At 54.7% G+C, this 19,485-nt stretch carries 17 protein-coding genes; 7 read left to right on the top strand and 10 right to left on the bottom strand.

The annotated features are described in order from the left end of the window. The first annotated feature begins 235 nt into the window (after window positions 1-235). Genes CLV58_RS02000 through lptC form a run of 3 tightly spaced genes read left to right on the top strand, consistent with a single transcriptional unit; the run spans window position 236 to window position 2,918 of the window. A complete protein-coding gene (locus tag CLV58_RS02000) occupies window positions 236-1,048 on the top strand; it encodes a type III pantothenate kinase (protein ID WP_342748892.1) in 813 nt (270 codons plus the stop codon). Next, complete coding sequence (gene bamG, locus CLV58_RS01995; protein ID WP_211300806.1) at window positions 1,005-2,315, top strand: BamG family beta-barrel-assembly machinery protein; 1,311 nt, start codon at window positions 1,005-1,007, stop codon at window positions 2,313-2,315. The genes CLV58_RS02000 and bamG overlap by 44 nt, the downstream gene beginning before the upstream one ends. Window positions 2,316-2,357: 42 nt before the next feature. Continuing rightward, a complete protein-coding gene (gene lptC, locus CLV58_RS01990) occupies window positions 2,358-2,918 on the top strand; it encodes an LPS export ABC transporter periplasmic protein LptC (protein ID WP_106136080.1) in 561 nt (186 codons plus the stop codon). A gap of 34 nt (window positions 2,919-2,952) precedes the next feature. On the opposite strand, the gene CLV58_RS01985 is transcribed toward lptC, so the two are convergent. From CLV58_RS01985 to CLV58_RS01940, 10 genes are all read right to left on the bottom strand, one after another. Then, a complete protein-coding gene (locus CLV58_RS01985) occupies window positions 2,953-3,381 on the bottom strand; it encodes a c-type cytochrome (protein WP_106136079.1) in 429 nt (142 codons plus the stop codon). Continuing rightward, complete coding sequence (locus tag CLV58_RS01980) at window positions 3,378-4,055, bottom strand: SCO family protein (RefSeq protein ID WP_106136078.1); 678 nt, start codon at window positions 4,053-4,055, stop codon at window positions 3,378-3,380. The genes CLV58_RS01985 and CLV58_RS01980 overlap by 4 nt, the downstream gene beginning before the upstream one ends. Continuing rightward, complete coding sequence (locus CLV58_RS01975) at window positions 4,012-4,470, bottom strand: viral A-type inclusion protein (RefSeq protein ID WP_146141342.1); 459 nt, start codon at window positions 4,468-4,470, stop codon at window positions 4,012-4,014. Before CLV58_RS01975 ends, CLV58_RS01980 begins: the two co-directional genes overlap by 44 nt. A gap of 40 nt (window positions 4,471-4,510) precedes the next feature. Continuing rightward, a complete protein-coding gene (gene recN / locus CLV58_RS01970) occupies window positions 4,511-6,184 on the bottom strand; it encodes a DNA repair protein RecN (RefSeq protein WP_106136076.1) in 1,674 nt (557 codons plus the stop codon). Window positions 6,185-6,333: 149 nt separating this feature from the next. Further along, window positions 6,334-7,245, bottom strand: a complete 912-nt coding sequence (gene porD / locus CLV58_RS01965) for a type IX secretion system protein PorD (protein ID WP_106136075.1) — start codon at window positions 7,243-7,245, stop codon at window positions 6,334-6,336. Beyond that, window positions 7,242-8,456 (bottom strand): bifunctional phosphopantothenoylcysteine decarboxylase/phosphopantothenate--cysteine ligase CoaBC, encoded by a 1,215-nt coding sequence (gene coaBC, locus CLV58_RS01960; RefSeq protein ID WP_106136074.1) that lies wholly within the window; start codon window positions 8,454-8,456, stop codon window positions 7,242-7,244. The genes porD and coaBC overlap by 4 nt, the downstream gene beginning before the upstream one ends. Window positions 8,457-8,653: 197 nt before the next feature. Next, window positions 8,654-8,968, bottom strand: coding sequence for a DNA-directed RNA polymerase subunit omega (locus tag CLV58_RS01955; protein ID WP_106136073.1), 315 nt, complete (start codon window positions 8,966-8,968; stop codon window positions 8,654-8,656). Window positions 8,969-9,008: 40 nt separating this feature from the next. After that, window positions 9,009-9,917, bottom strand: a complete 909-nt coding sequence (locus tag CLV58_RS01950; RefSeq protein WP_106136072.1) for an outer membrane protein assembly factor BamD — start codon at window positions 9,915-9,917, stop codon at window positions 9,009-9,011. Between the two features lie 120 nt (window positions 9,918-10,037). Next, window positions 10,038-10,691 carry a T9SS type A sorting domain-containing protein gene (locus tag CLV58_RS01945; protein WP_106136071.1) on the bottom strand — a complete coding sequence of 218 codons (654 nt, stop codon included), beginning with the start codon at window positions 10,689-10,691 and terminating at the stop codon, window positions 10,038-10,040. 95 nt (window positions 10,692-10,786) lie between these two features. Continuing rightward, entirely contained in the window at window positions 10,787-12,535 is a 1,749-nt protein-coding gene (locus tag CLV58_RS01940; protein WP_106136070.1) for an OstA-like protein, read from the bottom strand. Between the two features lie 32 nt (window positions 12,536-12,567). Between CLV58_RS01940 and tilS the strand changes: the two genes are divergently transcribed. From tilS to CLV58_RS01920, 4 genes are all read left to right on the top strand, one after another. Continuing rightward, complete coding sequence (gene tilS, locus CLV58_RS01935; RefSeq protein ID WP_106136069.1) at window positions 12,568-13,938, top strand: tRNA lysidine(34) synthetase TilS; 1,371 nt, start codon at window positions 12,568-12,570, stop codon at window positions 13,936-13,938. 214 nt (window positions 13,939-14,152) lie between these two features. Continuing rightward, the gene (locus tag CLV58_RS01930; protein WP_106136068.1) at window positions 14,153-16,438 is read left to right on the top strand and encodes a carboxypeptidase regulatory-like domain-containing protein; all 2,286 of its coding nucleotides are present in this window, start codon (window positions 14,153-14,155) and stop codon (window positions 16,436-16,438) included. Between the two features lie 127 nt (window positions 16,439-16,565). After that, window positions 16,566-17,294, top strand: a complete 729-nt coding sequence (locus CLV58_RS01925; RefSeq protein WP_106136067.1) for an SDR family NAD(P)-dependent oxidoreductase — start codon at window positions 16,566-16,568, stop codon at window positions 17,292-17,294. Window positions 17,295-17,355: 61 nt separating this feature from the next. Then, a complete protein-coding gene (locus tag CLV58_RS01920; protein ID WP_106136066.1) occupies window positions 17,356-19,476 on the top strand; it encodes an outer membrane protein assembly factor BamB family protein in 2,121 nt (706 codons plus the stop codon). The last annotated feature ends 9 nt before the right edge of the window (window positions 19,477-19,485 follow it).

Below are 19,485 nucleotides of genomic sequence, written 5' to 3'. Positions count from 1 at the left end.
ACAATGGTTGGGAAGTCAGTAGCGACAGATACGTGCGGGGCGGGATCGCTACGCGTATCATACTGACAAAGGCAAAGATAGGTTATGGTGATACGTTTGTCAATAGAAACACCGGACATGAGAAAAAGTTTGTGTCGCTCTGGAGGGTGATTGTCATGCTATTACCCTTAAAAAAGCTTAAAACGGCAAATTTTGATATGGTTTGTACCCATGTCCAGCGTTAGCCTACCGATATTTGCTGCTGGTAATTGAGCGTACGGACCATTACGGTAGCATGAATCTGGTAGTCGATTGGGGCAATTCAAGGCTGAAAGCAGGCTGGTTCGACACAACGGAATTGGTCAGGACAGACCATTTCGGTACGGCAGAAGCAATGCTGCAGGCCCTGACAACGCCGGGTCGTCCGCAGCCGGACCAGGTCATCGTATCGTCGACGAGTCGGTCGGAAGCGAGTATCCGGCAGGAACTGGCTCGGTTAACCGATACTTTGTACGTCTTTGACAACCGGATGCCGGTGCCGATTCAGAATGGCTACGAGACGCCCCAGACGTTAGGAGCCGATCGACTGGCGGCTGCGGTAGGGGCGACCGCGCTATTTCCGGACCGCGCCTGTCTTGTGCTGGACCTGGGCACGTGTCTGACGGCCGATCTGGTCGATGATACGGGAACGTTCCGGGGTGGGTTGATTGCCCCCGGACTGCACATGCGGTTTCAGGCGATGCACGAGCATACAGCCCGGCTCCCGCTGATCGAGAACCCGCTGGCTGACGCGGACTGGCCTGCGCTTACGGCCCGTACGACCCGTGATGCGCTGCGGAGCGGGGTACTGAATGGGCTTGGCTTTGAACTAAACGGCCTGATCGGTGCCCACCGGGACGTCTGGCCTGATTTAGCCGTACTGTTGTGCGGGGGCGATGGGCCGGTTTTGAGAAGTCGGCTGAAAGAGCCGATATTTGCAGTGCCGGAACTGGTACTGATTGGACTGAATCGAATTTTACGCCATAATGTTGAGAATTTACGCACGGGTAGGCCGGCTAATTGGAAGTAGTGTACTGGCAATAGTACTGGTATCGTCGCTGGCACACGGACAAGGGCTGGGTAACACACCCTATTCGGCGCTTGGGCTGGGCGATATGTATCCGGTAGGCAATGCCGCAAACCTCGGAATGGGGGGCGTCGGTATCAGCAACCCAAACCCATTTTACCTGAACCTACAGAATCCGGCTTTGCTGGCAACACGCCCGCCAGTTACCGTATTTGAGGTTGGTTTGCAGGGGCTGTCCCGTTCGCTGACGCAACAGACGGGTACGAGTACGCAGAATCAAAAAAACTTCGGGGCCAACCTGGGGTATCTGGCCGTGGCGTTTCCGGCCAATCCGCGCTGGAGCATGTCGATTAACCTGCGCCCGTTTACCTATGTCAACTACGCCACGGCGCAAACCCAGCTGGTGCCGGGAACGAACCGAACGGGTGTATATACGTACGAAGGGTCGGGTGGTCTGAACAAGGCTTCGTTTGCGACGGGGCTGAAGTTGTTCGAGAAAAAGAACGTATACATCGGTGGGGAGGCTTCGTTCCTGTTCGGAAACATTACCAACTCATCGTCGGCGTACGTGCTGATCAACGGTAACGGCACCGACACACAGATCAACCTCCTGAACCGGGTCAACTACGGCGATGTGGTGTTCAAGCTGGGGGCTGCCTGGCGTCCGAAGCTAAGTGAGAACTGGACGCTCAACCTGGGAGCAACCTACGATCCGGAAACACGGGTGCGGGGTACGCAGACCGATATCTATCAACTTACGCAGGGCGCTTCCCCGCTGGCCGTTCCCGATACGGCTCGCATCAATGCGTCGGGTAAATCAACGCTGCCGCAGCAAATCCACGGGGGCATCAGTATCGAGCGGAACAACCGCTTTACGGCAGGTGTCGACGTAGGCTATCAGCAGTGGAGCCGGTTTACGAACGCCAACAGCGTGAATGCTGGTTTGCTGGACGCCATCACGACAGCCGTTGGGTTTGAACTGACGCCTAAACCAAACTCAACCCGCTACCGCGACCTGATTACGTACCGGGCCGGTGCGCAGTATAACCAAATGCCTTACGAGATTGCGGGTGCGCGCATTAAAGACATGAACGTGAGCGCCGGCTTTTCGCTGCCGCTGGGTCGCTACCGCGTCAATCAGGTGACGATGTCGCTGATCTATGGACAGCGTGGCATGCTGGTTCCGAGTCAGGTGCGCGAGCAATACCTGCGTGTTGCGCTCGGTTTCTCACTCGCTGATCGCTGGTTTATCAAACGGGTTATCGATTAGTGTTGTTAGGTAGACGATAGCTATCAACGCGAACGAGTTACCATGTTACAAAACCACACGAAACGAGGAGTAGTGGCTGGTCTGCTTACCGGCCTGCTCATAACCCTGTTTGGGTGCGAGGAAGCCAAGACAACCAAGAAAGTAGTGCCTTTCAACGGCCCCATCGAGACGATCAACAACGTTGAGATGCACTACAGCGAGGCTGCACAATTGAAGGTGACGCTGAAAACGCCCAAGCAATTACGGTACCTAAACGACGACCGCAAGTACCCCCAGCAGGTCAATATCGTCTTTTACAACCCGGCTGGGCAACCTGTTACGACGCTGCGTTCCGACTCCGGTCGGTACGACAAGGCCAAGGATTTGTACACGGTGATGGGAAACGTTGTCGTAATCAACACGCAAAAACAGGAAAAGCTGCTGACGCCCGCGCTCAACTGGAAGCCCAGTACCAAAAAAGTATATACCGAGCAGCGCGTCACGATTATCAGCCAGCTCACGGGCGAAAAGCTGTATGGTATCGGTATGGATGCGAACCAGGATTTTTCGCAGTACTCGATCCGCAAACCCACCGGTATCTTCAACGTAGACGGCGGTATTTAACGAGGTGCCCCGGACCGTAAGCGCCGGGGTATTTTTATTGCTTCGGACGGCAGTTCTCCAGTTGGGGTTTCACCGTGTTCAGGCTGGTCAACTGCGTCTCCTTACCCCATTCATTGTAAATGTAGGTAACCAGTTCGGCTACTTCGAGGTCACTCAGCTGGGGCTGGGCAGGCATCACGCGGTTATACGTCTTGCCATTCACAACGACCGGACCCTGCATGCCGTACCGAATCAGGCAGATCACGGAGTCTTTATGCTGGAGATAATCTGAGTTGGCAATGGGGGGATAAAGAGCCGCTAACCCCTGTCCCTTGGGCTGGTGGCAGTTCGCACAGTAATTCTGGTAAAGCAGAATTCCCTCGGTAATGTATTTCTGCCGCTTGATTTCTTCATCACTCTGGCAGGAAACAAACCCCATGGTCAGGAATAACGCACTAACGAACGCGCAAAGAAGCTTCCTCATGATTTGTATTCGGTCAATAGCCGGTCTATGTCATTCAGTAGCTTGTCGGTACCGGCTGCGGTCGTGCCATCGTAAATGCCTCGTATGTGCCGGTCTTTGTCGACCAGAATAAAGGCTCCGCTGTGAACGACGCCCCCCGGTACCGACGAATCCTCCTGCGCAGTAACCATGTAGCTGTTCTGGCCAATGTCGTATATCTTGTCGCGATCACCCGTGAGGAATAACCATTGCTTACCGGTCACGCCCAGATTAGCCGCAAATTCGTTCAGCACAGAAACGGAATCGTGCCGTGGGTCGATCGAATGCGAAAGCAGCATCACGTCGGGATTTCCTTTGTATTTCTCGTATACCCGCTTGAGCTGTACTTTCATTTTCGGGCAGATGGTGGGACAACTCGTGAAAAAGAAGTCGGCCACGTAAATCTTCCCGGCTACCGTCTTCGCCGTAACCGTGTCGTTGTACTGATCGACAAAGGCGAAGTCCGGAATCTGGTGCGCTACTGAATCGGTTACGGTTTTACCGTCGACAGTGCGGGTAATGACTTCTTTTTCCCCCAGAACAGGCAACTTGTCGCCGGCTGAATTACAGGCAAACACACAACACAATAGACTGGCAGACAGCAGGCTGGCTTTAAGGGGTCGCCAGAAACTGGCGGGTATGGTCGAGACTTTCATTGACTTTGTTTTTAACGTCGGTAATGCTGGCTTTTTGCTGGTCGAGGTACCGAAGAGCCTCGTCGGTGGGTAGGGTAGCCAGTGTATCGTAGCGGTACTGCGCCATCCAGTGGGTCATCAGGCTGTCGGCTACGCGTAGATCGCGCAACAGTCGCCGGGCCTGACTACGCTCTTCGTCGAGCCGCAGGGCACTCGACGCCGTACCGGTTTCTGCCGTACTGTCGAGCGTTTGCAGCCGACTCGCCAACTGCCGTTGTGCGCGGGTAAGGTCGTCCATCTGCGGCATGACAGCATCGTGAATGGACAGTACATCTTTTTCCGCCTGGTCAACGGCTGGTCGATCCGTGTCAGAGCAGGCTGTCAGCCAGCATGCCGTCAATACTGCGGCAACCGGCAACCCTAATCGAGTGGACATAAACCAATAAACTGTATTCGAATGGTGGTAGGGGTATGCATTATTTCGCTGACACGCTGCTGCGCTGTTTCAGAATCTCGCGGGCGTTTTTCAGTGCACTCGCCGACGGGTTTTTCCCGCCGATCATCTGCGCAATTTCGTGCACCCGTTCGTCGAAGGTCAGCTTTCTGATACGGCTGACGGTTTTATCGGCCGAATGGTCCTTATAGACGAAGTAGTGCGCCGTGCCCTGCCCGGCAATCTGGTGCAGGTGTGTAATGGCAATAATCTGGTGACTACTCGACATATCGCGCATCATATTGCCCATCTTAATCGCGATTTCGCCGGAAATACCCGTGTCGATTTCGTCGAAGATAATCGTCGGAAGGGATCGTTTGCTGGCCAGAATGTATTTGATCGCCAGCATGAGCCGGGAAAATTCACCACCCGACGCGACGGCCTTAAGCTGCTGGGGCTGAATGCCTTTGTTGGCACTGAACAGAAACGAAATGGTATCGATACCAACCGGGCCGGGCTTACTGGTTTCAGCCTTGATATGCAGCGATGCGTTGGGCATACCCAGGTCGTTGAGCAAACTGCCAATCTCGGTTTCGATCAGCGGGAGTATACCCAGCCGCGATTCCGACAGTTCGTGCGCCCCTTCCATCAATTGCTTGCGGGCGGCTTCGGCTTCGGCTTTCGCTGCCGCCAGGTTGTCGTCCAGATTTAGTACCGTGTTGACTTTACGACCCAGTTCCTCGCGCAGGGTTATCAGATCGGCGACGGTAGCCGCCTGGTGCTTGGTCTGCAACTGGTAGAGCAGGTTCAACCGCTCCCGAATCGTATCGGCGCGGGTATCGTCGACCTCGACGTTGTCCTGTTCCGTGCTGATTTCAAGCGCCAGATCGCGCAACTCGATTAGCGCGCTCTGCGCCCGCTGCTGCAACTGTTCGTACTGATCCGACAATTTACTGATGTACGACAGGTTGCTCACCGCGCCCTTCAAAAAGTCGATGACCGACTGTTCGGCGTTATCGAGGTACTCGTACGCCAGTTGTAGCCGTTCCTTGATGTCGCCGGCGTTTTCCAGGATGGTCAGTTCCTGCTCCAGCGTTTCCTGCTCGGTAGCCTGTAGCTGCGCTTTAGTCAGTTCGTCGTACAGGAAGCTATTATAATCGAACTCCTTACGCATGGCTGCAGCCTCCGACTGAAGCTTGTCGTAAACAGTACGGGCGGTCCGATACGCCTGATAATCCGTGCGATACCGGCGCAACTGCGTTTCATTTTGCGCGTAGGTATCGACTATTTCCAGCTGATAGTCGTTGGAGCCCAACAGCACCGAGTCGTGCTGCGAGTGGATATCCATCAACTCACTCGTGACGCGTCGGAGAATTTCCAGATTAACGGGGGTGTCGTTGACGAAGGCGCGGGACTTTCCGCTGACGCCAATTTCACGACGAACAATACATGTATCGGAGAAGTCGAGTTCTTCCTCGTCGAAGATCTGCTCGATGCGATACCCTGAGACGGCAAACGTACCCTCGATAACGCATTTCTTGTCCGGGTTATAGAGCACGCGTGTGTCGGCCCGGTTGCCCAGCAACAGCCCGATTGCCCCCAACATGATCGATTTGCCAGCTCCGGTTTCCCCCGTGATAATGTTCAATTCACGGTCGGGGCGAAGTTCAAGCTCGTCAATCAGCGCATAATTCTTAATCAGTAGATGCGACAACATAAAGGAAGGGGTCTCACTGTATCAACACGTCGGGAAGGAGCACGGTTCAAAAACGGTATACGGTTTACAGTTTTCGGTGTGTCCCGGTTAGTAGCCCTGCTATGCTTGGTTAAACCATAAACCGTATACTGAAAACCCCAATCCGAAACCTATCCCCCAATCAACTTACGGTACGTCTCGGTCTTTGACGGGTCCAGGTACGATAACAGGTCGAATGCCTGCTTGCGCTCGGCGGGTGTGCCCTCAAACAGAATGTTGTACAGCTCCGTCGACTTTGCATCGAAGAACGAGTTAATCAGCACAGAATTAGGTAGTTGCAGGCCAATTCGGCGAATCGTGCTGAGCATGTCGAGCGTCTGCTTCCGCATTTGAATCGGGTTGGCTGCGAACTGATCCAGGCCGAGCCGGTGATACGTGTACTGCGCGTCGCGAAAGGGGAGCAGCTGCTGATTTTGCATGTTTTCGATCAGCCAGAAGCGATTTCGCCGGTCACCCCCGGTTTGCCAGGCCCCGTTCGCAGACCCCTGTTGAGCGAGGTTGGTGATGGCGTAGGCACGCTGAATGAATAGGTTACCGCCCTGCTTGCTGAAAGTGTCGTAATCCGTCGCCAGAATGACATTCGCGTAAAACCCCAGCAACGACGTCAGGTCGTCGGAATACTGGTTCTCCCGAAAATAAACCGGTGTCGTGGGCAGGTAGATGAAATTGAAGGCCCGGTCGACGTAGCTGAGCGTCGTCGTTTCGTAGTTGGTCCCGTACACGGGGCGTGTCACGACAATCTGGGCTGTAGCTTCGAAAGCGCCCTGCGTCAACGACTTGATCAGGTTAATATTCAGCGAGCAGTTGATGCGTTCGGAGGGCGTAAACTGATCGTTGCTCCACCGGCGTGTGTTCATGAACTCGCTGATGATCCCTTTCAACTGGTTGACGTAGGAAAAATCGGTTTTCTGCTGCGCGAACAACTGGTCGGAATTGACTGTCACCGTGCAGTTCAATTCCTGGGCCTGCACCGAACCGATGGTCAGGCCAAGCAGCAAACAAAGTGTACGAAGTGTTTTCATGCGGAGGGGGCCGTCATTGCCCTGGCAACAAGATCGAGCAAATCCTGCGCCACAGCATCTTTCGATTTCAACGCAAACTCATGCGTTTGGCCGGCCTTATCCATAACGGTAATCTTGTTGGTGTCGTATCCGAAACCCGCGCCGGTGTCCCGTAATGAATTCAGCACAATCCAGTCCAGGTGCTTGCGTTGTAGCTTGTCCAGGGCATTGGCATGCTCGTTGTCGGTTTCGAGTGCGAAGCCCATCAGCCACTGACCAGGCTGCTTCCGCGCACCCAGCGTAGCCGCAATATCGGTGGTTCGGGTCAGATCCAGCGCGAATTCTGATTCTTTCTTTTTGATTTTCAGATCGGCTACGTGCAGGGGGGTGTAATCGGCAACGGCTGCGTTGAGAATCAACAGATCAGCGCCGGGAAATTCCGCAGCCGTGGCGTCAAACATGTCCTTTGCCGAACGAACGTCGATCCGTCGAACGCCCGGTGCGGGTAGGGGCAGCGCCGTCGGACCACTAACGAGGGTCACCTGTGCGCCCGCCAGGGCGAAGGCTCGTGCAATGGCGTAGCCCATCTTTCCCGTCGAATGATTACTGATGTAGCGCACAGGGTCGAGTGGCTCCTGCGTTGGCCCCGCCGTGATCAGAATGTGTCGCCCGACCAGTTCGGGACGCCGGGAGAAGTGCGCCGTCAGCGTCTGTACGATGGTTTCCGGTTCGGCGAGTCGTCCTTCGCCAACCAGTCCGCTCGCTAGTTCACCGTATTCAGCATTAATGATCTGATTCCCAAACGAGCGTAGCCGAGCCAGGTTGCCCGTGGTGGCGGGATGCTGGTACATGTCGAGGTCCATGGCTGGTGCAAAAAACACCGGACAGCGCGCCGACAGATACATGGCCGACAACAGATCGTCGGCCAGGCCATTGGCGCACCGAGCCAGTGTGTGTGCCGAGGCCGGTGCGACGACCAGGACGTCGGCCCACAGCCCCAGCTCGACATGGTTTGTCCATTCACCGGTTTGTGCGTTGGCGACGAACTGCGTCAGAACGGGACGTTTCGATAGTGTTGCCAGGGTGAGTGGCGTGATAAACGTTTGCGCTGACTCGGTCATAACGACCTGTACGTCAGCGCCAGCCTTGACCAGTAGCCGAACCAGAAGGGCTGATTTGTACGCCGATATACTCCCCGTAACGCCGAGTAAAATTCGTTTTCCAGCTAACATGGGGGGGAAGAAAGAAGTGAGAAGAAAGAGAAAAGACGTTAGATGGGAGAAGGTTATTCCAAGCTGGCAGCGATAGGCAAACTGCCAATCGCTTTGTCTCCGCTTTCTTCTTTTCTCTTTCATCTACCATCTTTCGTCTAAAAAAGAACAACCGCCCGACAAGGATGCCGCGCGGTTGCCGAAACGAAGGAAGCTGACTACTGCTGTGGCTCTTCGTCGTTGTAACGCCAGTAGACTTTGCCTTCCAGAAACTCGTCGGTAGCCGTCGAGGTGGGCTTGGGCATGCGCTCGTAAAATTTCGAGATTTCGATCTGCTCGCGGTTTTCGAACACTTCTTCGAGGTTATCGACAGCTGACACGAACTCCGACAGCTTACTGCTTAGTTCTTCTTTATTTTTTACGGCAATCTGACGAGCCCGTTTCGAGATGATTGAAACCGATTCGTAGAGGTTGCCCGTTTCCTTCGCGATTTTGTCGTTGTCGCGCGTAATGATCGATTGGTTGGTTGCCATAGTCGCTGATTATCAATGCGTAGTTAATGTCGGCCTGTGCTTACTGCCGGGCGGCCGTTACTTTACCGGGGCGGTCGGCAGGGGCTTGTTTTTGCAACTGCTTTTCCTTGGCCCGCTCTTTTTCCAGTTTGGTCAGCCGATCGATTTCTTTCTGGCTTGACTCAAACATCTTTTCGGCCTGTTTCAGGTATTTACTACTTGGGTACCGGTCGATGAATCCCTGGTAGTAATTCATTGTCTCCTGATAACGTTCCTTTTGCTTTGTTTCCAGACTGTTTTTCGCCAGGCTATACTCGGCGTCGACTTTCAGGAATGCCAGTTCTTCGTTGTACTGCGAATCGGGAAAATCGCGCTGAAAATTGTTGATCGAAATAACCGACGACTTGTACGAAGCGATGTTGAAGCCGCTGGTCTTAAAATACAGCTTGGCTTTTTCATAGGCCTTACGTTCCAGTTTCTGCCGCAAATCCAGAATCATCTTCGTGGCGTCGTCGCGGTATTGACTGTCAGGATAGTTGTTGATAAAATCCTGCAAGGCTGAAGTGGCCGTCAGTGTGTTCGACTGATCGAGGTTATAGTCCGGCGCGTCTTTGTACAGCGAATAGGCGTACATATACATCGCTTCCTGTGCGTGTTCACTCCGGGCAAACGTTTCGTAAAACTTCTTGAACAGGGTAGAGCTCAACAGGTACTGCTGCTGCCTGAACTGGGTGTAGGCATAGTAAAACTGCGCCATTTCCGATTCGGTACTACCTTTCAGTACCGGAATCAGTTCTTCAAACAGAAGGCCAGCATGGTACCAGTCCTTCTTTTCATAATACTGAAGGGCGGCTTTATATTTCTGGTCGTCGGTGCCGGTTTTCTGAAGCTTGTTGAATGAGCTACAGGAAACGAGTAGGCCAAAACAACAGACGATGGCCAACAGCCGGGCAAAACGAAGGTGTTGCATGCGAGCAAAGTTACGAAAAAATACGGGCTACACCCCTAAAACGTTGGTGCAGCCCGTATAGTGCGGCCCGAACGGGCGACTAACCGTTCCGTTATGATTTTTTAAGAAGTATGGACAAGCTTACTGATGGCGCACCAGGAGTTTTTTGGTGGCCACTTTCTTTCCGTCGACTGACAGCTGGTAGAAATAGTAGCCGGTCATCAGATCGCTCGTCGCGATGCGCAGTTTGCGGTCGTTCTTCGCCAGTTCGTATTCGCCGATGGGCGAGCCCAAAACGTTAATCAGTACCAGTTTGGCTTCATTGGCCGAGCCCGTATACTGATACGAGATCTCTGCGTAATCGTTCGCTGGATTCGGGTAGATGTTCGAGACAACAATGTGTTCGTTAGCAAACATCAGGTTGTCGTCGCGGCCTTCTGCCTCAGCAGCTATCTTGGCTTCGGCAGCACTCGCAGATTCTGAACCAGCCGAGGAGCGGGACGGCGTTTTTGCGCCCGCCCGGCCTACCAGTAACGATCGGTAATATTCATTGATCGGGGCATTCTTGCTCACCGAAATAGAGCGATCCAGCGATGGAGCAGCCGGTTTTTTCATCAGCGAAAACCGCTGATTGGGAAGGCCGGCTGCGGTCGGTTTGCGCCCACCGCCCGTCCGGCCCAACTCCAGCCGACTACCCTTGTGGGCATCGGAGTCGCGCGGGGCAAGCTGCGCCCGGAGCGGGGAGTTGACCGACAGTAAGCCGGCGAGTAAACCAAAAAGTATAATTTGTTTCATGAACAGTCGTTTCAGATACACACGTACTCACCGCAAACCTATCAGGCACAAAAGAGAAAGTCAACGTGCGTCTAATTTAAATATTGTTAAATCCGTTAATTTATACTCCTTGGAACCTCTTTTTTAGCCAAAGGTTTAATGGCCGGTTTCTTTTTAATGAGTCGGCGGGTCGCCGGCTTTTCCTGCGGTGGTGTTTCCAGCCAAAGCACCTGATTCTTCGTTGGTTTTTCTTCCTCGCGCCAGCGGAATCCATCCAGTTCCTGTGTATCCGAACTGAACTCCTGCGGTGGAACAAACTGCGCGTCGGGACGGCCGTAGAACCGGATTCGTTTCACCTTGTTGTCGGCAAACTCCAGGTTCATGCGACTACATTCCACATGATTCATGCCAATGAGTTTGTTTTTGTCGTCCAGCGCGAAGTAAATGCTCTGTCCGTTCCCGTCGACTAAGACCCGTTCCAGCTCGGTGCGCTCCTGCTGACCGATCGTTACGGACCGTACCGGCGTTGTTCGGGAGGCAGGTACCGACTTACCCGCGCGTCTGGCTGTTGTCACGTTCGTTGGTTTGGCTGTCACCGGTGTCAGTTTCGTGGCGAACAGCGCGGTAATCGTTCGTCCCTTTACCTGATTGAAGTTGTTCAACGTATCGAGCGAAATCGAGAAGGCATGTCCCCGCAGAAACATGGTGTTGATCTTATCGTTCTTCATCAATGCACGCATCGAATCCGCTTCCATCTGATAACGATTCTGACTCCAGATAATCGGCTTTTTATAGAAATACAGCGTGGAGTCGATGGTATCGTAGATCAACGAGTCACACTTACTCTGCAAATCCGTTTTGTAAACGAAGACGTTTTTCTGGCCCAGCAAGCGCCGGGCATTGGTTACCTTGTTATCGAAGGAAAACAGCGTGTCGGCCCGCATGTACAGCGTGTCGTTGCTGACAACGCTCTTCGCTACGGGGTGCCCCGTCACCCGCGATACCCCGGCTTTGCCGTTGTAGCGTACGTGATCGCCCGTAATGACCGCCTTTTTGTCTTTTGCTACCATGATTACATGCCCGTTGGCAATACCCAGATCCGCCAGATTGTCGTAGTAAAGCGTATCGCCCGTCAGCCGGTATTTGGGCGTTTCGACAGTGGCCCGGCGCTGAAAATTGGAGATACCACTAACGGTATTGTACTGTCCCGCCACAGCCGTCAGCACGCCATCCTTATTGACGATACGCGTCGGGCCTTGAAACGTTGCAATTCGGGTGGTGGAATTGTACAATAACGAGTCTGCGGTCAGGGTTCCCTTGGGGTTGACCAGCTTGACATCCTGCCGGAACGTAAAGAGTTTTGTGCGCGTATCGTAAAAACCTTCCCGACTGGTCAGCACGTTTTCCTTGTCTACGATACGGCCCGGTGTGGGATAATGCGCGATACCGGAAATCAGATCGTAATCGAGTTTAGCGGTTGTTAGCGTCATTTTCCGGTCGCGCAGCACCACATGCCCACTCACGTTCGCCTGCCGCACGTTACCGTAGTAAAACATAGTGTCGCCCCGTACGCTAACCGTATCGCCCTGTACCAGTCGTACATTGCCGTAAGCCTCGATTACGTTCGTCGTTGCGTTCTGAACGGCCAGATCGCAGTACATTAGCATGCCTTTCTGACGAAACTGCACGTTGTTGTACACCCGCTTGATGACCTGACCGGGCACGTTGACACCGACCAGACTGTCGGCCCGCAGTAACTCGATCTTGTCGCCGGTTGGTCGGCCCGGCTGCGCCCTGACAATCGGCGATAGCCCGGCCAGTAGCAACAAAAGCAGAACCGTGATGCGGAATGAGTAACGTACCATAGTACAAAACTACGGCTTCGGCCTGAAACCGGATGTTTGAGCGGGATTTTTTAGGATTTATTAACGATAACCAGCTGGCTGACAGCACCACGCAGACGCTCCTGGCCGTTAGTGGTGGCCTGGATTCGACGGTGATGGCTGCGTTGTTTCAGCAGGCTGGTCTGCCCTTTGCCATCGCTCACGTCAACTTCGGCCTTCGCGGGCAGGAGTCGGACGATGATGCGCTATTTGTAGAAGAACTGGCAAACCGCTATCAGGTTCCCTTTCACACGATTCGTTTTCAGACGGCGCAAGTCGCTGTCGAGCGGGGAGAGTCCATTCAGATGGTAGCCCGTGAACTGCGTTATCAGTGGTTTGGCGAGATACGCCGACAATACGGGTACGACAGCGTTGCAACGGCACACCACCTGAACGATGTGCTGGAGACAATGCTCCTTAACCTGACGCGGGGTACGGGACTGGCTGGCCTGCATGGAATTGCCGTCCGGCAGGAACACCCGACGGTTGGGGCACTGATTCGGCCGCTGTTGTTCGCCAGCCGTGAACAACTGGAAACGTACGCAGCCGCGCGCAGCCTGAAACACCGCGACGATCGATCGAATGCCGACGACTACTACGCCCGTAATCGAATCCGCCACCACGCCGTCCCTGCATTGACTGGTATCAATCCGGGTTTGTGGGCGACGCTGCCGCGTACGGTGGAACGGCTCCGGGCGGCCGAACAACTCATGCAGCTTGAACTGAATCGCTCGTGGCAACAGCTGATTCAGACCGAGCCGGACGGCGCGATTCGCCTGCCGATCAATGGCTTACTGGCGCTGGAAGAAGGAGCTTTTCGATTGTCGGAGTGGCTACAGCCGTACGGATTTACCCGTGAGCAGAGCCGACAAGCCTGGGCGATGCTGATGCGTGAGCCGGGGCAACAGTTGCGTTCTGCTACGCATCAGCTTACGCACGAGCGGGGTTTTCTGTTACTTTCTTTGGTGAAGGTAACGGTGTTAAGTAGCTGTAAAACAACGATTCAGGGATTGTTAGAGACTCGTAACAGGCGGGTATGTGGTCAACTGATCTGTTGCTCATACCACAGTAAGCCGGATGGCTTTGTGCCAGAAACCGACAAGGCTGTTGCCTGGCTCGATGCTGACCGGCTGATCGATCCACTGACCATCCGTGTCTGGCAGCCGGGCGACCGATTTCGACCACTGGGTCTTGCCGGCACCAAACTGGTGAGCGACCTGCTGAATGAGTTAAAACTGGAACAACGCGAGCGGGCGCAAACGCTCGTGCTTGTATCGGGCGATACCATCGCGTGGGTCGTGGGTTGCCGGATTGGGCACCAATTTCGCGTTCGGGCCGGTTCCCGCCGACTGATCCGGCTGGCAGTAGCATCGACCGGTGAGTAGGATAAGCTACCCAATGCATAAAATCTATAGACCCAATTGTAACCTGCTCGCTCGGTTACGGTCAATAGAGCAGTAGGTAGTTTGGCCGTTCGCCGGCAAAAAACCGCAAACTGGCATTTTATTTGATACGTCTAGCCAGTACTTAGTAGCTAGTTCATACCGGGTAATCCATACCGTATAGTTCATACTGGGTACACCATCGTTTACTGCACACATGAATCAAATTTTCCGCTTCGTTTTGTTAATAGGGTTGGGCTTTAGCTCGCTCAGCGGCTATGCGCAAAGCGCCCGATTACGTACGGCCAACCGGCAGTTCGATAATCTGAGCTATGTGAGCGCCGTACGGGCTTACGAAGACTTCCTCCGTGTCGACCGCAAGAAAGAGCCTGCCGAGACGCGCGAAGCCCTGACCAAACTAGCGTACAGCTACCGGAAACTGGAAGATACCCGTAATGCCGAGCGCGTTTACGCGGATCTGATCAAGGAATACCCGGACCTCGACAGCGAAATCTATTTGTACTATGCTCAGGCGCTGGCGGCCAACGGTAAATACCGGGAATCGCAGAAATACTACAGCCAATACGGTGAAAAGCAAAGTCAGGACCTGCGCGGAAAACGATTTGCGGTGTCGTATATGGACATGGGGCGGTTTTATCAGGACTCCTCGTCGTACCGGGTGAGTAGCTTGCCAATCAACTCCCGCCAGGCCGATTTCAGTCCGATGTACTATAAAAACGGGCTTGTATTTGTATCGGCACGGGACGAATCGGGCGTTGTCAAGCGGGTATTCAGCTGGAACCAAACGCCCTTCCTCGATCTGTATTTCCACCCCGACACGGTTCAGCTGCGTGTCGCGCCGGCCGAGACCGTACGCAATCCGGGCACGGCTGTACTGGGTGGTGGTAACGAACCCAGCCTAACGATGCCCGAAGCGACGACCGCTGAAATGCAGACGCTTACCAAAGCGCAGGTTTTCAGCCGGACGCTGAATACGAAATACCACGAAGGGCCCATGACGTTTACCCGTGACCAGACAACGATCGTCTTTACCCGCAACAACGCCAGCAAGGGTAAATCGGGCAAGAGTTCGGACGGGATTCGGAAACTGAAGCTGTATACGTCAGTCAATCGGAACGGCAAGTGGGTCGATATTCAGGAAGTGCCGTTCAACAGCAACGAATATTCGGTGGGGCACCCCGCCTTTGCCCCCGATGACAGCAAGATGTACTTCGTATCGGACATGCCGGGTGGCTACGGTGGTACGGACATTTACGTGGTTGAGTACAACAACGGTCAGTGGGGCACGCCCGTCAACATGGGTAAAGACATCAATACGGAAGGCAACGAGATGTTTCCGTATGCCGATGCGGCCGGCAACCTGTACTTTTCGTCGGATGGACACGAAGGGCTCGGTGGCCTTGACGTATTCCTGGCTGAACTGAAAGATGGTGTTGCCTACCGGGGGGTGCAGAACCTGGGCGCCCCCATCAACTCGGACAAAGACGATTTTGGTTTTATCGCCGATCGGGGCCGTACGTCGGGGTACTTCAGTAGTAACCGAAAAAAGGGGATTAGTGATGATGATATTTATTCGTTCCGGCGTGCCTGTAAGCAACTCAATATCTTTGTCTACGATAAAAAGACGGGAGCGCCCATCGAACTGGCCGATGTTCGGATTCTGCGGAATGGCTCGAATCAGGAGTTGCAGGTAACGAACAGCGAAGGAAGTACCAACCTATGTCTGGAATCGAATACGGAGTATGAATTCCGGGCGGTGAAAGATGGTTATGCGCTGAATAGTGTCCGTTTCTCCACCCTTACGCAGTCGCCACAACCGGTGATGAGCGTATCGATCTACCTGACGAAGAGCGAGAATACCCTGGTTCGTGGGGTGGTAAAAACGGAAGTAAACCAGAAGCCAGCGCAGGGCGTGAAGGTGACCCTTCGCAACGACCGCGACAAAAGCGAACAAAGCGTAATCACCGGACCGGATGGCGGCTACGAGTTTACGACCAAGCCGAACGCGCCGTATACGATCACCGCACAGAAAGATAAGTATGCTACCAAAAAAGCACCGCTTGCCAAAGGGAAGCGTACCGGTCGGGCCGTGACGGACTCGATCGGGCTGTACGGCGTGGGCGATGTGTTTCAGTTGAAAAACATCTACTACGATCTGGATAAGTTCTTTATTCGGGCCGACGCAGCCCGCGAACTCGATCATGTGCTGGCGATTCTGAAAGAGTATCCGAAGATGAAAATCGAACTGCGCTCTCATACCGATGCGCGCGCAACCGACACGTATAACATGCGTTTGTCGGAAAACCGGGCACGGGCAGCCATGGACTATCTGGTCGCACGGGGCATCACGCCCAGCCGGCTGTCGGCGCACGGCTACGGGGAAAGTGAGATCGTCAATGGCTGCGTCGACGGGGTTGCCTGCGCCGAAAGCGAGCACCAGAAAAACCGACGGACCGAATTCAAGATTCTGGCCGTCGAGTAAAAACGACCTGACCCGTTCAGGACAGCCGCCCGATTTGGTAACGACCGAATCGGGCGGCTGCTTTTGTTCCCTATAACGGCAAACACTTGCCTGACATGACCCGTTTGTACAGAAAACAACCTGAAAAATGCGTTTTACAAACAAAGTGTGCATCGTCACCGGTGCAACGTCGGGAATAGGTCGGGCCACGGCCGAGCGAATGGGTGAGGAGGGCGGTAAAGTGGTTGTGGTCGGGCGCGCCGACGATCGGGGACACGAAGTTGTTCAGTATATCGTGGACAAAGGCAGTGACGCGTTTTTTGCCGACATCGATCTCAGCGATCCCAGCCTGATTCAGAACGTCGTCGACGAGACGATCGCACGCTGGGGGCAAATCGATATAGTCGTCAACGATGCCGCCATGATGACTTTCGACCCCATCGTAGACCTGTCGCTTGAGGACTGGGAAAAGGTGCAGACGGTGAACATGCGGTCGGTTTTTCTGCTCTGCAAACTGACAATCCCGCACATCAACGGCGGGGCCATCGTCAATGTCAGTTCGGTTCACGCGTTTCAGACCACGGCCAATGTGGTGCCGTATGCGGCCAGCAAAGGAGCGATGGAAGCCTTTACGCGGGGTCTGTCGCTGGAAAACGACATTGCTAAAGTCCGGGTCAATTGCGTAGCGCCCGGTGCCGTCGACACGCCTATGCTGTGGGACAATCCGAATGTAAAGAGCGGTAAAGAGAAAATTACCGGTGCTATCGGTAAGCCGGAAGACATTGCTTCGGCGATCTGTTACCTGGCGTCGGACGAAGCCCGGTTCATCAACGGTACGACGCTGGCTGTCGATGGCGGGCGATTAGCACAGTTGTAACCGAACCCGATCCGGAACGGTAGCAAAAGCCATCGGTTTACTTTTGGGGTAAAGAACCGACATGAACCGCATCGCTATACTCGGCGCTTTGCTCTGCTCGCTGGGGATGACTGCCTGGCTGACAGGCCGCGAACCCGACCCGGCCACGGAATGGCCTGAATACCTGGGCGGACCCGACCGCAATCATTATTCGACGCTGCGTCAGATCAACACCGACAATGTCAGTCAGTTAAAGCCAGTCTGGGAGTTTCACACGGGCGACTCGGGGCAGGTTCAATGCAATTCGATCATCGTCGGTGGTATGTTGTACGGGGTTACGGCGTCCAATCAACTATTCGCGCTGGATGCGGCTACTGGCAAAGAACGCTGGCGGTTTGCTGAGTCGGGAGGGGCGTCGTCGCTGAGCACGAATCGGGGGGTGGTATACTGGCGGAGCAGCAAGCCGGGTGATACTACTCCGGCTCGTATCCTGTATGCGTACGGTTCCAGCTTGTACGCCATCAATGCCAGTACCGGCAAGCCCATCGGCGACTTCGGCAGCAACGGACACATCAGCCTGAAGCGTGGTCTGGGGCCGACGGCCGAGCATAAATTCGTTATTTCCAATACGCCCGGCACGCTGTTCGAAGACCTGATTGTCATGCCGTTGCGTCTATCGGAAGGGGCCGATGCCGCGCCGGGCGCTATTCAGGCATTCAACGTCAGGACGGGAAAACTGGCCTGGGTATTCCACACCATTCCGCGACCGGGCGAGTACGGCTACGAGAGCTGGCCTAAAAACGCGTATAAGAACACCGACGTTGGCGGGGCAAACTGCTGGGCGGGGATGTCGGTCGATCGGAAGCGGGGTATCCTATACGTGCCGACCGGATCGGCTGCGTTCGACTTTTACGGCGGGAATCGCGCCGGTAAAAACCTGTTCGCCAACTGCCTGATCGCGCTCGACGCCCGCACGGGAAAACGGCTCTGGCACCAGCAACTCGTTCACCACGACATCTGGGATCGCGACTTGCCTGCACCGCCCAACCTGTTGACTGTCAAACAAAACGGTAAGCCCGTAGATGCCGTGGCGCAGGTGACCAAGCAGGGCTATGTGTACCTGTTCGACCGCGTCACGGGTAAGCCGCTGTTCCCGATTCAGGAAGTGCCCATGCCCAAATCAGCATTACCCGAAGAAACTACCTGGCCTACCCAGCCGATCCCGACGAAGCCGAAACCGTTTGCCCGCCAAACCCTGACCGAAGCGGACATTAACCCGTATTCCGACGACCGTGATTCTCTGCTGGCGCAGTTTCGCCGGGCGCGTAAGGGGGCTTACGTGCCGCTAAGTCTGACGCCAACGTTGGTGTTGCCGGGCGCCGACGGGGGCGCGGAATGGGGGGGAGCCGCTGTCGACCCGGACGGAATCCTGTACGTCAATGCGAACGAAATGGCCTGGCTGTTCAGCCTGCGCCCGACGCCCAAAGCCGATGAGCTGGCACAGTTGAGCCCCGGCCACCGCCTGTATACGATTAATTGCCAGACCTGTCACGGCCCCGAACGGAAGGGAAATGTTGCGAGTGGCTACCCATCGTTGGTGGCCATCGGCCAACGGCGCGACCGGGCGTATGTGTCGAACCTGATTGGGCACGGGAAGGGCATGATGCCGGGTTTCCCAACGCTATCAGCTGGGGAAAAACAGGCGCTGCTGGCGTTTTTGTTTGGCGATGAAAAAAGTGAAGCTACCCCAGTTGCAGCGGGGCAACAGGAGCCGTACGTTCCCTACAAATTCAACGGCTACAACAAATTTCTGGATAGTAAAGGCTACGCCGGTATCAAACCGCCCTGGGGTACGCTGACGGCGATCGACCTGAACACGGGCGAACATCGCTGGCAACTGCCATTAGGCGAACTGCCCGAGTTGACCGCGAAAGGTATTCCGCCAACGGGAACCGAAAACTACGGCGGCCCGGTCGTGACGGCGGGCGGGGTTCTGTTTATTGCCGCTACGAAAGACGGCATGTTCCGGGCTTTCGATAAAAAAACGGGTAAACTCCTCTGGCAAACAGCCCTGCCGGCGGCTGGCTTCGCTACGCCAAGCACCTATGCTGTCAACGGAAAACAGTATGTCGTGGTGGCCTGCGGAGGGACTAAGCTGGGTACAAAAAAAGGTGACAGTTACGTCGCCTTCGCGCTGCCATAGTCTGACCGA

This window comes from Spirosoma oryzae, assembly GCF_003002825.1.
GTDB classification, from domain to species: Bacteria; Bacteroidota; Bacteroidia; order Cytophagales; family Spirosomataceae; genus Spirosoma; species Spirosoma oryzae.
This window is presented reverse-complemented; position numbering and strand designations above follow the sequence as displayed.